The 14009-nt window shown below is 37.3% G+C and carries 10 protein-coding genes; 7 read left to right on the top strand and 3 right to left on the bottom strand.

Going from position 1 to position 14009, the window contains the following annotated elements:
* Positions 1-2808, bottom strand: a complete 2808-nt coding sequence (locus ACUNWD_RS11905) for a PAS domain S-box protein (protein ID WP_445588033.1) — start codon at positions 2806-2808, stop codon at positions 1-3.
* A 225-nt stretch (positions 2809-3033) separates the two neighbouring features.
* Between ACUNWD_RS11905 and ACUNWD_RS11900 the strand changes: the two genes are divergently transcribed.
* From ACUNWD_RS11900 to porX, 7 genes are all read left to right on the top strand, one after another.
* Complete coding sequence (locus ACUNWD_RS11900) at positions 3034-4200, top strand: PSP1 domain-containing protein (RefSeq protein WP_445588032.1); 1167 nt, start codon at positions 3034-3036, stop codon at positions 4198-4200.
* Positions 4197-4658 carry a gliding motility lipoprotein GldH gene (locus ACUNWD_RS11895; RefSeq protein WP_445588031.1) on the top strand — a complete coding sequence of 154 codons (462 nt, stop codon included), beginning with the start codon at positions 4197-4199 and terminating at the stop codon, positions 4656-4658. Before ACUNWD_RS11900 ends, ACUNWD_RS11895 begins: the two co-directional genes overlap by 4 nt.
* Positions 4659-4664: 6 nt before the next feature.
* On the top strand, positions 4665-5405 hold the full coding sequence (trmB, locus tag ACUNWD_RS11890) for a tRNA (guanosine(46)-N7)-methyltransferase TrmB (protein WP_445588030.1): 741 nt from the start codon (positions 4665-4667) through the stop codon (positions 5403-5405).
* A 2-nt stretch (positions 5406-5407) separates the two neighbouring features.
* The gene (locus ACUNWD_RS11885; protein ID WP_445588029.1) at positions 5408-5740 is read left to right on the top strand and encodes an MGMT family protein; all 333 of its coding nucleotides are present in this window, start codon (positions 5408-5410) and stop codon (positions 5738-5740) included.
* A gap of 13 nt (positions 5741-5753) precedes the next feature.
* Positions 5754-6869, top strand: a complete 1116-nt coding sequence (locus tag ACUNWD_RS11880) for an Mrp/NBP35 family ATP-binding protein (protein ID WP_445588028.1) — start codon at positions 5754-5756, stop codon at positions 6867-6869.
* Positions 6870-7112: 243 nt separating this feature from the next.
* The gene (porW, locus tag ACUNWD_RS11875) at positions 7113-10799 is read left to right on the top strand and encodes a type IX secretion system periplasmic lipoprotein PorW/SprE (RefSeq protein WP_445588027.1); all 3687 of its coding nucleotides are present in this window, start codon (positions 7113-7115) and stop codon (positions 10797-10799) included.
* Between the two features lie 82 nt (positions 10800-10881).
* The gene (gene porX, locus ACUNWD_RS11870; protein ID WP_445588026.1) at positions 10882-12435 is read left to right on the top strand and encodes a T9SS response regulator signal transducer PorX; all 1554 of its coding nucleotides are present in this window, start codon (positions 10882-10884) and stop codon (positions 12433-12435) included.
* Here porX and ACUNWD_RS11865 read toward each other — a convergent pair.
* Positions 12432-13202, bottom strand: a complete 771-nt coding sequence (locus tag ACUNWD_RS11865) for an ABC transporter ATP-binding protein (RefSeq protein ID WP_445588025.1) — start codon at positions 13200-13202, stop codon at positions 12432-12434. The genes porX and ACUNWD_RS11865 overlap by 4 nt on opposite strands.
* Entirely contained in the window at positions 13199-13939 is a 741-nt protein-coding gene (locus ACUNWD_RS11860) for an MlaE family ABC transporter permease (RefSeq protein WP_445588024.1), read from the bottom strand. Before ACUNWD_RS11860 ends, ACUNWD_RS11865 begins: the two co-directional genes overlap by 4 nt.
* Positions 13940-14009: the final 70 nt, after the last annotated feature.

The raw sequence follows: 14009 nt of genomic DNA, 5'->3' as shown, positions 1-14009 counted from the left end.
CTATTTTCGAGGGGTTCCGATATATTTATGCACTAATTTTAGTAAGGATTTTATATTAATTGGTTTTGAGATGTAGTCGTCGCATTTTGCATCTAAACATTTTTGTTTTTCATCTTGCATGGCGTATGCCGTTTGGGCAATGACAGGGCCGTTGTATCCGAGATTTCTAATTTGCTTTACTGCTTCCAGCCCATTCATTATTGGCATATTAATGTCAACTAATATTAGATCTGGCTCATTTTCTGTAACTTCTTCAACAAGCGAAAGACCGTTCGTGAAATGGTGAATCTCGGCTCCAGTTGGATTTAATATTTCCCGAAGAAATACGAACGAAGGAAAATCATCTTCTGCAATAAATATAGTTTTAGCACTTAATTTTTCAGGTCTACTGGCTGTGGAAGTTGATTGCTTTTCTTTAATCTCAATAGAAGGGTCATAGGAAAATTCAAAATAGAAAGTGGTTCCAATTTGTTCCTTGGTTTTAAACCAGATTTTACCGTCAAGTAAATCAATAATACCTTTGGTGATACTCAAACCAAGTCCAGTGCCATGTTTGGGTAGTTGATTTTCGACTTGCAGGAAGCGATTAAAAATTAGATCGCAATATTTTTTAGGTATTCCAACTCCGGTGTCTTTCACAAAGAAAATGATTTTATGATTGGCCTCATCAACTTCTTTTATGCCAAATTCGACTTTGCCTTCGATGGTGTTTTTGAATGCATTGGTGATTAAATTATCAAACAGTTGCTTTAACCGAATCTGATCGGAAAGCATATGGATATTTTTGTATATAATATCCTGAATAAGATTGAATTTGAGTTCCGGATTCTTATTTCGGAGCTTGCTTTCGTCATGATAATTATAGACTTCTTCCAAAAATGAAAAGACGTTTATTTTGACTTTTTCAATTTTAAGCTGATTGGATTCTATTTTCGAAATGTCAATGATGTCGTCAATAATTCGTAATAAATGCTGACCTGCAACTTGAATCAGGTCGCTAAACCTCTCTCTTTTGCTTTCTGTGAGGTCCTGATCCGTGAGCAGACTGGAAAATCCAATGATACTATTCATCGGTGTCCGGATTTCATGTGACATGTTTGCCAGAAAGGCAGATTTTAGATGATCACTTTCTTCGGCTTTTTGTTTGGCTAGTTTTAGTTCGGTGTTAGCTTTTCGTAACTTACTTAGAGTGGCTTTGAGTTCAAGATTACTTTCTACCAATTGGGTTTGAAGTATCTTCTGTTCTGTAAGATTATTCAATATGAGCAGTAAGTCGTCTCCGATTTGTGACCACTGGATCTGTACAAACTTTCGTTGATTGTTTTTGCAGGTTATGGTGACCTCAAATGGTTTTTGTGAATAATCTTCGATTGATACTTTTTTCAATTCTTCTTTCCACCTTTTGGTCACTTCCTGTCGATAACCCGGATCGGGGTATGCTAATAGCCACCAGTCCTCCACATGTTTAATGTCATCCGTGGTGTATCCAAAAGCGCGCACGAATTCTTTATTCAAATACTCAATTTTTCCATGCTGGTCATTAATGGCAATAGCCACTGGAGAATTGTCAACAAGATTTCGTAAGCCTTCCTGACTTATTTTTAGTTCGTCTGCTATTCGGGTTCGTTCAGTAATATCCGTCAGTGAGCCAACGATTGCAACGGTCTTTCCTTCTTTTACAACGGGAGCTTCTCTTACTTCAACTCTTACAAGTGCACCATTTTTATGGATTAGTTCCACTTCATACGGCTCTTGCACCTCCCCGGTTTCTATGGCTTTGTTGGTTAGTAGCAATCCTTTTTCATTGATAGGATTATCCGAAGCAAGCGAGGTCCATTTAACCAATGCCTCTTCTGGTTTATATCCAATTATCTTTTCTATTTGTGGACTAAAATATGTGATGACGTGATCAGGTGTATGCGAATAAAATGCATTTGTACTATGGTCGATAATATTGCTAAGTTGTTCTTCTCTTTTTTTTATTATTTCCCGATTTTCTTTTTGTTCGGTAATATCAAGAATTGAGCAAATCATCCCATCAAATTTGCCACTTCTGGTAATTGGAATTAGCCAGCCGCTTTGGTAGGTGTATCTATTGCTAAGGGTTTTTACTTTGGCTTCGTATTCTATCGGTTTTAATTCTTCTTTGGCTTTTATGTAGAATTCTTTAAACTCCTTTATCGTTTCTTCTGAGAAATCTTTCAAGACACTTTTCCCCATCATTTCTGATTTTGCAGCTCCCGTTATCGCAGTCATTCCGGTATTCACATAATGGATAATGTCATTTTTATCCGAAACCCAAACGCCTTCTTTCACGGTTTCAATAAGGTCTTTGAAAAAGTTTTTATTTTTTTTGAATTTATCTTCTGTGATATGCGATGCGGTAGAGTCAACGAAAGTAACTGAAAAATAACCTTTTTTAGATGAAAAGGCGTTGACTAAAAAATATTTTCCAATTTCAGCGGAGTAGTTCTCGTACTCAAGAGGAAGACCCGTTTTTGCAACATCTCCGTATTTTTTAATCCAATAATCTTCAACACCAGGTAAGACTTCGCGGACGGATTTTCCTTTAATTTTAGTTTTTTTTAATCCTGTAAGCTTTTCAAATGCTGCATTAACGTCTAAAAATATATAGTCAATTGGTTGTCCTGTTTCGTCGTAAATCATTTTGTGATATGCATAGCCTGCAGTCATCTCTTGTGTTAGCATTTGGAGATCTCTTTTGTAGGTTTCAAGCTCACTTTTTAACCTTACAAACTCTTTTTCATTATTAGGTTCTTTTATAGGATTATTTTCAGAAGCATCCATGTTCATTCAATTATGAAAATACAATTTAAGTTATTTTTATAAATTTTTATGTTTCTAAGAAGGTGTTTCACAAAAGAATAGATAATCCTAAATGAAGGAAGAATCATATTTCGCGAAACATGTTCAATAATCTCCCCAATAAGGCAACAGCTTCTTTGTTTGTCGGCATTATTGATTATTTTTGTACACGTTTCTTGCTGGCTGACAATAAAAACAGTCAGTAATATGAATAATAATATGGATGAAAATTTATCAATCGACCGGGGATGTTGCAGGAAACAGTCAGGAACTTGCTCCAAATTGGAGGTTTATGATTGGCTGGAGGATGTAATTAATCTTTCCAATCAGGATGATATTGTAGAGGTTCGATTTAAAAATACACGAAAAGACTATTTCCGAAATGTTAACAACCTGAAGTTAAAGTCAGGAGATATTGTTGCAGTTGAGGCAAGTCCGGGACATGATATTGGGATCGTTACCCTGGTTGGTGATCTGGTTAAATTACAGCTGAAAAAACACAAGGCTACTCTCATCAATGGTGAGCTTCGAAAAATATATCGGAAAGCAAAATCTGTTGATATTGATAAGTGGAAGGAAGCAATGAGCCTTGAGCACAATACCATGATTAAGTCCAGGCAAATTACCACAGAATTGGGGCTTGATATGAAAATTGGAGATGTTGAGTATCAGGGAGATCGCACCAAGGCAATCTTTTATTATATCGCTGATGAGCGAGTTGATTTCCGGCAGTTAATTAAGGTGCTTGCTGAAACTTTCCGTATCCGGATTGAAATGAAACAAATTGGCGCCCGTCAGGAAGCTGGTCGTATTGGAGGCATTGGTCCTTGTGGCAGGGAGTTGTGCTGTGCAACCTGGATTGGAAGTTTTGTTTCGGTAACTACTAATGCTGCGCGTTATCAGGAGATATCGCTAAATCCGCAGAAGTTGGCTGGTCAATGTGGAAAATTGAAATGTTGTTTGAATTTTGAAGTTGATTCGTACATTGATGCACAAAAGGACTTCCCTCCTCAGAATATACCATTGGAAACACAGAATGGGAGATACTTCTTCCAAAAGGCTGATATCTTTAGTCGGACTTTGTTTTATGTGCAGGAAAATGGTGGTCCGGGATCACCAATTGCCATATCAGTAGATAGAGCGAAGGAAGTTATTCGACTAAATAAACGAGGTAAAAAGGTTGAAAAACTGGTTACGAATGATCATGAATCTTTAACTCCAAAAGCGAAGGAGTTTGAAGATGTCCTTTCGCAAGATAGTCTAACACGTTTTGATGAGCCACGCAGGGCGAGAAAGAAAAAACGCTATGTGAAGAAAAATGTTAACCGGGGGCAAAACCAAGGGAGCCGTAATCAAAAATCAAACAATAAATGAAACGGTTTCTAGTTATTTTGTTGTTGGCAACAATAATATTTAGTTGCGATGATAACCGGATTTTTGAGGATTACCATACAATTGACACAAAAGGTTGGCACAAAGATTCGATTCAGGTTTTTGAGGTTGAAGCAAGCGATGCTCAGCAGAATCACAATGTATATATCAATATTCGAAACAAAGGGAATTACCCGAATAGTAATCTGTGGCTTTTTTTGACAATAGATTCTCCTGATGGAGAAAGCTTGACTGATACTGTCGAGTTTGTCCTGGCAGAACCAAGTGGTAAATGGACAGGAAGCGGAATTGGTGATTTATTTGATAATCAATTTCCATATCGGCAAAATGTTTATTTTCCAGAAGCAGGGACTTACCGCTTTTCTATTCAGCAAGGTATGCGTACTGAATTGCTGGAAGGAATTCATGATGTTGGCTTAAGAATTGAGAAACAAAATTAGAACGAAGTGGGAAAGAATAAACTGGCCAAGTTCGCCGAGATGGCGTCATACGAGCACGTTGTTCAGGCACCTTATCATCAAATTGAAAATAATGACCACCCATTAAAAGGTAACTGGTCCTTAGATTTCTTTAAAAACAACAATCCGATAGTATTGGAATTAGGCTGTGGGAAAGGCGAGTATGCAGTCTCACTGGCGGAGCATTTTCCAAACGTGAATTTTGTTGGAGTTGACATCAAAGGTGCACGCATGTGGAAAGGATCAAAACTTGCTTTTGAGAGAGGATTAAAGAATGTTGGTTTTCTGCGAACTAACATCGAAATTGTTGATAAATTTTTTGCGGAGAATGAGGTAAATGAGATTTGGCTTACCTTTCCAGATCCTCAAATGAAAAAGACCCGCAAGCGACTAACCGCAACCAATTTTATGGAAATCTATCGGTTGTTGCTTGCAAAAGGTGGAAAAATACATTTAAAAACGGATAGCAATTTTCAGTATCAATATACATTGGAGATGGTCAAGGAAAATGGTTTTAAAATATTAGCCAATACTGACGATCTTTATCATTCCCCTTTATTGGATGAGCTACTTTCCATTCAAACATTCTATGAAAAGCAGTGGCGAGAGCGGGGAATAGATATCAAGTATCTTTCGTTTCAGTTAGATCAAGATGAACCGTTCAGGGAGCCTGATGTGAAAATTGAAAAAGATCCTTACCGTAGTTTTGGAAGGACCGCTAGAGAATAACAATGGATGACTTTTTTGAAAGAGTATACCAGGTAGCTTGCCAAATTCCGGTTGGACGAGTAACCAGTTATGGAGCCATTGCGAGATATTTGGGGACAACCCGTTCTGCCAGAATGGTAGGTTGGGCAATGAACAAATCATCAACTTATAAAGTTTATGTTCCAGCTCATCGGGTGTTGAACTCAAAGGGAATTTTAACCGGCAAACACTACTTTGGAAACACCAATGTGATGCAAGAACTTCTTGAGAATGAAGGTGTCAAAGTTCAAAACGATCAGGTAGTTGATTTTGAAAGATTGTTTTGGGATCCAACAAAAGAATTAGAACTTGAATAAAAATTAAATAATTATGGCTGATATACCGCGTAAATTAATTGTTCCAAAAAATGTAACAGATGCGTTAAGAGAAGTGACCTTCCCTGGGGGCAATGAAAATATTGTTGATCTGGATATGGTTCAGGAAATCAGAATTGCAGGTAAAAAAATAAGCTTTTCCCTGGTTTTCCAACGATCGGATGATCCAAATATTGAAGTTGTAAGAAAGGCGTGTGTTGCTGCTATTGAGAAAAACCTTGGTGAAGAAGCTGAAATTAGGGGAAACATAACGATAAAGGCCATTCATCAGATGGAGCGACCAATTTTACCAGGCGTGAAAAATATTATCGCTGTTGCATCAGGGAAAGGTGGAGTTGGTAAATCTACCGTTGCTGTGAATTTAGCGGTTGCATTGGCTAAGTCGGGAGCAAAAGTGGGACTAATTGATGCCGATATTTATGGTCCGTCAATTCCTAAAATGTTTGGTGCAGAAGATATTCGACCTGCCGGAGATAAGATTGACGGTCGAGAAGTAATTTTGCCTGTTGAGCAGTATGGAGTTAAAATTCTTTCTATTGGATTTTTTGTTGCAGTTGAAGATGCTTTGGTCTGGAGAGGGCCAATGGCATCAAATGCGTTGAAGCAATTAATAACAGATGGGCATTGGGGAGAATTGGATTACTTGCTAATTGACTTACCCCCTGGCACCAGTGATATTCATCTTACTTTGGTGCAAACTGTTCCTGTTACCGGTGCGGTGATAGTATCAACTCCTCAGGATGTTGCATTGGCAGATGTGATCAAAGGAGTGAATATGTTTAAAAGCAAATCGGTTGATGTTCCAGTTTTAGGATTGGTTGAAAATATGGCTTGGTTTACACCAGAGGAACTTCCTGAAAATAAGTACTACATTTTCGGGAAAGAGGGAGCTAAAAATATGGCTGAAAAATTGGGGCTACCATTACTCGGACAAATTCCAATTGTTCAGGGAATTCGTGAAGGTGGAGATGAAGGATCTCCAGCTGCTTTGGATGAAAATTCAGCAATAGGTCAGGCTTTTAAAGAATTGGCTGCGAATACGATCAAGTATGTTGAACTCAGAAATAAAGAGATAGATCCGACTAAAAAAGTAAAAGTGAGCAGAAAATAACAAGCCTGCCAACAATTTATCTTTGTTTTCGGGATAATCAAAAGCTTGTACATTCATTATATAAGTTGATTTTTGTAATATTGTACACTTTTAATCAAAGCCAGTTGGCTTTTCGTTAAAAGCAAATTTTTATGCTTAAAATATTCATTTCAAACTTGCGTTGGAATATTCGATTTTTAGTGTAAAAACAAACAATATTATTTAGATTATTCTGTTTATCCTACAGTGTTAAAATGAACTGGATTGAGTAAAAAAAATATATACCACTTTCTTTTTCTTGTCACCCTGTATCTTTTGTCTGGTTGTTCGACAGAAAAAAATACACGATTGAGTCGGACGTACCATAATGTTACTTCGCATTACAATATCTATTTTAATGGTAAAGAGAGTCTAAAAGAAGGGCTTAATCGGATTGACAGAGCAGTTGAGGATGACTACACCAAGCTTTTGCCAATTTATAAATCGAGTGATCCCAGTACTGGACAGGCTGCAACTTCGGAAATGGAAACAGCGGTATTGAAAGCGTCCAAGTTGATAAAACTCCACTCAATTACCAAAAAACCTAAACGTAAGAAACGGAGAACTGAAGTATACAAACGATTTGCCAGTAAGGAAGAATATAACAAATGGATTGATGATGGCTATTTGTTGATGGGGCAGGCCTATTTCTACATGAAAAACTACATCTCTGCAGTTGAGAATTTTTCGTATGTAGTTAGAAAGTTTACTGAAGAAGATACGAAGCAGGAAGCTTATGTGTGGTTAATTCGCTCGTATACAGAAATGCAGCGATACAATGAAGCACTAGAGATCATTCAAAGTATCGATGCTGATGAAGATTTCCCTAAAAAACTTAATCAAGACTTTGCGTTGGCAGTTGCTGATTTTCATATACGGTTGCGTGAATATGAAGAGGCTATTCCTTACATGAAAAGTGCCTTAAAAGGTAGTTTCATGGATAAGAATAAAGCTCGTTACAAATATATTCTTGCCCAATTATACCAGGAAACTGGAAATGAATTATTGGCTTCGGAAACTTTCAGAGAAGTAGCCAGAATGAATCCTCCTTATATCATGGCATTTAATGCGCGGATTAATGCCGCAGGAACATTCACCGGTGATGGAGATATTGAAAAGTTGCAGAAGGAACTGCGTAAAATGCTTCGTGATGACAAGAATTTTGAGTTCAGAGATCAGATTTATTTTGCCCTTGCTAATATTTACATGGCTGAAAATAATAAAACATTGGCCATCGATCATTACATAAAATCTGCTTCAGCCAGTAATGTAAATGTTTTTCAACGGGCACTAACCTGTCTGACACTGGCTGATATTTATTTTGAAGAGCTAAATTATAAAGGAGCGCAAAGTTACTACGATAGTGCAATGGTCGTTATAGACGAGACTTATCCAAATTATAAAGATATCCAGGATCGGTACCAGAGTTTAACACGTTTGGTTGAGAATATTTACACTGTTGAACGCGAAGATAGCTTGCAACGAATAGCGCTGCTTTCAGACGCTGAAAGAAATCAGTTGGTTGGTCAATGGATTCAGCAAGCGCTTGATGAAGAGCAACGGCAAAGACAATTGGAAGCAAATCAAATGCGAAACAGTAGTTTTTTCCGAATGAACCAGTCTCGATTGGGACTTAGTCGAAACCAGCAAGGAGCTGGTTGGTATTTTTATAATCCAACAACGGTTGCCTACGGAAAAGTTGAATTTGAGCAAATTTGGGGACGAAGAAAGCTGGAAGATGATTGGAGAAGAAGCGTGAAAGGAACAGCTTCTGAGCTTGAACTTGCAGAATTGGAAGCTGAAGAAGAGGGTGCTGAGCCTAAAGAAAAGCGAGTAGAAGACCCAAAGGATAAAGAATATTATTTGCAGGATGTTCCTCTTACAGATGAAGAAATGGCTGAATCTCATAATCAGATTCGAGATGCTTTATTTAATGCAGGAAGAATATTTAAGCAAGATTATAATAATTATGAACGCTCAATTGAGTCGTACGAAGAGCTTAATAAAAGGTATCCGGGAAATATATATGAGCTTTCGGCTTATTTTGAACTTTGGGATCTCTATAAGCGAGTAAACAACATGGATAAGGCAAATTATTATCGCAATTTGGTTGTAACTAATTTCCCTGAAAGTAAATACGCAAAATACCTGGTCAATCCGAATTATTTCATCGAGCTGGAAGCTAGAAAAGATAGTTTGAATAACTTATATCAACAAGCATTTTATAATTATAAACGAGGAAGTTATAAGGAAGCTGGCGAGCTGGTGGAACAAATGAAAACCATGGATCCAGATAGTTTGATTCTGCCGAAAATTTCATTCATAAGTGCGATTGCCGAAGGAACACAAACCGATTGGCAGCAGTTTGGCAGGTTGCTAACAGCTCATGTCAGGGAATTTCCGAAAAGCGAAACCAAGCCATTGGCCGAAGAGATTCTTCATTTAATTGAAGATAGTACCTTGGCTGATTATCAGAAATTGATTGAGATTGGCTATTTGAATGAAACGATTCAAAACGAGGAATTGCAACCTGAGAACTTAGCGGAAAATGACGAGTTTGGAGGAAAGTTTTCTTATGATGAAGACTTGTTGCACTACTTTGTTATTGCATATCCTCGTGCGGCAGGTTTAGATATAAATCGCCTTAAATTCGATATTGCGAACTATAATATAGATCACTATACACAGATAGATTTTGACATTGAAACACAAAATCTAAATAATGAAATGTCATTGGTTGTCGTACGAGCTCTGGAAGACAAGGAACAGGCGTTGATTTATTTCCGCTCTATCATTCGAAAGCGTGAAGTCTTTGAAACCCTGCAGGGAATTGAGTACATAAATTTTGTCACCTCTTCCTATAATTTCCGTGAGATTGTTGCTGATCAGAGTTATATTGAATATCTCAAGTTCTTCATTAAAAATTACAGTCGATTTATCAGTAGCGACTTCCCTGACGATGAATTGGAAGATCCAGAAGAATTGATGGCAAAGGCAAGGGACGAGGAAGAAAAGCTTGAAGAAAGAGGATCGTTTGTGGTTGTTAAACCGGATGCAAATAAGGAAGTTTTTGAAAAGGATTACGATGCTTCACAAAACTTTGTAATTGCAGTTAATGATCCGAATTTTGACCTGCGATTGTTGATGACTGATTTTACAAACTTTAACCGCGAACGATTTGCTGATGAAAATTTGACCATGCAGCAGCGGATGTCTGGAGGTTATAAATTATTGGTGGTGAAATCGATGAGTGATATTCGTCAGGGCATGGATTATTTTAGTCAGGTAGTTGCCACTCGCCGTTTGTACAAACAGTTGGAAACTAGAAGTTATCGGAACTTCATCATTAGTGATAATAACCTCGAGAAACTTATTCAGGAGGAAAATATTGACGTTTACATTGACTTTTTCAGGAAATATTATATCAGTGGGGATTATACAAAGAGTAGCCAAAGTACGATTGAAGCTTCTAAGCAAACAGACAACAGGATTGAAACTGCTCCAAAGCCAGTAGTTGAAGAAGAACCAGCATATCAGGGTGCTTTTAAAACGGCAATTGAAGGTAATCACCGGTTCATCATGTTATTGCCTCAAACTGGCTATGATAAGGAAAATTTGAAAAGATTAATCCTGGCTTTCAATCAGCAAAATTTTGCTTCACAATCTCTTCAATTAAATGAATTGTCGTTTGATAGTCAAACTGTTTTGTTATCAATTTCCGGACTCACATCTGTAGATGCTGCAATGCAATATTTGAGAACAATTGTCCGCAACGAAGAAATATATTCTCCTCTTATGGAGTTGAACTATCGTAACTTTGTAATTTCAGAAGATAATTATGCTATCTTCCTTGAAAATAAGGATATTAGCAATTATATTGAGTTTTACAAAGCCTATTATCTGAAACCCTGATCCCGTTAATTTTTGTTAAGGGGATACTTACTGGGAATAATTTTTGTTAGCTTAATAAGGCAGGTTTTAAAAGAAGAAAAGCATGAAGAAAATCCGTATACTTTGGACTGATGATGAAATTGATTTATTAAGAGGGCATATAATTTTCCTTGAAGAAAAGGGATATGATGTTACAACTGCATACAATGGTGATGATGCCATTGAATTGGTGAAATCACACCATTTTGATATTATTTTTCTTGACGAAAACATGCCAGGAAAAACAGGGTTGGAAACTTTGGATGTAATTAAAGCACTGAAACCAAATGTTCCAGTTGTAATGATTACCAAAAGTGAAGAAGAGGATATTATGGATCAGGCGATTGGATCAAAAATGGCTGATTATTTAATTAAGCCGGTAAATCCAAAACAAATACTCTTGTCAATTAAGAAGAATGTCGATCAACGGGCATTGGTTACTCGTAAAACTACTTCTGCTTACCAAGCCGAATTTGCCAAAATTGGAATGCGTTTGAACGAACGTCTAAATTTCGATGAGTGGAAGGATATATATAGGAAGCTGGTTTTTTGGGAGCTTGAATTGAGTGAATCGGAGGACTCTGCAATGGACCAGATTCTTCAAATGCAAAAATCCGAAGCAAATAAAGCATTTGCAAGGTTTATAAAAAGTGAATATCTGGATTGGTTCAAAAAGGACAATGTTGAGCGTCCAATGCTTTCTCCAGACCTGTTTCGACAACGAATTTTCCCGATTTTAGATAAAGGCGAGAAAGTTTTTGTGTTGGTCATTGACAACCTGCGCTACGACCAGTTTCGGGTGCTTAATTCGGTGATGAGTCAATATTTTTTGAGTGAGGAGGATTTATATTTTAGTATTCTACCAACTGCTACCATGTATGCGCGTAATGCAATATTTTCTGGACTAATGCCTGGTGAAATAGCCAAAATACATCCAGAACTTTGGGAGGATGATGACAATGAAGGAAATAAAAACCGGCACGAGAGAGAGCTTATGCAAGCTCAATTGACGCGCTATGGCCGAAAGGAAAAATTATTCTTTGAGAAAATAAGTAACCTTCGCTCAGGAAAAAAGTTGATTGATAATCTGGGAAATATTTTAAAGAATGATCTGTCTGTTATGGTTTTCAATTTTGTTGATATGATTTCACATGCTCGAACCGAAATGGATATGATCAAAGAATTGGCAGGGGATGAGAAAGCTTATCGTTCATTGACACTTAGTTGGTTTAACAATTCGTCTTTATTGGAGTTGATGAAGGGATTAGCTGAGAATAATGTGAAAGTTGTATTGACTACAGATCATGGAACAATTCGGGTGGACAATGCTTTAAAAGTGATTGGAGACCGTGAGACCAATACCAACTTAAGATACAAAATAGGTAGAAACCTAAATTACAACGCGAAACATGTTTTTGAGGTAACGAATCCAGAGAAAGCTCATTTGCCAGGAAGAAATGTGAGTTCAAGTTTCATATTTGCGATGAATGGTGACTTTTTTGCATACCCGAATAATTATAATCACTACGTGCAGTATTACAGAGATACATTTCAGCACGGAGGAATTTCGTTGGAAGAAATGATCATACCTTTTATAGTAATGACACCAAAGCGCTAATCTTCTTGTTCTATTTTCTCATCACGAATTTTTTGATACTGTTTGTTGGCAAACACAAACTCTTGTAGTTTATTGTTTTTAGCATGGAGGATTTCGTGTTTAGATCCTTCCCAACACATTTCACCTTCACTGATGAATAGAATTTTGTCTCCAATCTCCATTACCGAATTCATATCATGAGTGTTGATAATCGTCGTGATGTTATATTCTACTGTAATTTCATGGATCAATTCATCAATCACCAACGCAGTTTCCGGGTCCAACCCTGAGTTTGGTTCATCACAAAAAAGATATTTAGGATTGAGTACAATTCCTCTGGCAATGGCCACGCGTTTTTGCATACCACCTGAGATTTCCGAAGGAAAGAGTTTGTGAGCCTCTCGGTGGATGTTTACGCGATCGAGACAAAAATCAACACGCTTCTGTTTTTCTTCTACAGTTTGCCTTGTAAACATGTCAAGCGGAAAGCGAATATTTTCTTCAACAGAAAGAGAATCGAATAAAGCACCGCCCTGAAAAACCATTCCCATTTCGCGACGCAAAAGTTTGCGTTCTTTCATTTTCATCTTCGTGAAATTTCGGTCATCATACATGATGGTACCCTCATCGACTTCGTGCAGGCCAACAATGGATTTTAGCAAAACAGTTTTCCCGGAACCACTTCGTCCAATGATGAGATTGGTTTGTCCTTTTAAAAAGTTGGTTGAGATATTATTCAGGACTTTTTTATGGTCGAAAGACTTTGATATATTTTCGGTGGAAATCATTTAAAAAGGAGTTGAGTTAAAATAAGATCGAATACAAGGATCATTATGTTTGTATTTACCACAGCTTTTGTGCTGGCTGTACCTACTTCAAACGCTCCGCCTTGAACAAAGTAACCAAAGTAAGCCGGGATACTAGCAACCAGGAATCCAAAGAATAAGGTCTTGATCATAGAGAATGTTACATAGTAGGGAGTAAAAAGGTATTGAATACCATTTATATAATCGGGAGCAGTAACAGCACCCACAGCCGGACCTACAATTAAACCTCCAATCAAACCGAAAAATACGCTCAACACAAATAGGAAGGGGAAAATAAAGACTACCGCAACAATTTTCGGCAAGATCAGATAACTGGCAGGATTAACGCCCATAATTTCCAGGGAGTCGATCTGTTCAGTTACTCGCATGCTGCCAATTTCTGATGTAATATTGGAGCCAATTTTTCCAGCCATAATTAAGCCCAGAATAGTTGACGAGAACTCCAAAATCAGAGTATCCCTGTTTCCGAGCCCGATTAAGTAACTTGGGAAAAGTGGATTGGAGAGATTATATGCTACCTGAAGAGTAATAATTCCACCCATAAAAATGGAAATAATCACTACAATACCTACCGAATTAATTCCAAGACTCTCAATTTCATAGAAGAGTTTCTTCAAATAAACCCGATGCCTTTCAGGTCTCGAAAATACCTGATATAACAAGGCAAAATACCTTCCTGCGTGATAGAAAAAATTCATTCTTGTATTTTTTCTAAAGTTACAAATTATAATTAAGCTGAAAAGTTCAAAATTCAGAGATCATATTTTT

Source organism: Sunxiuqinia sp. A32 (assembly GCF_052690465.1).
This window is presented reverse-complemented; position numbering and strand designations above follow the sequence as displayed.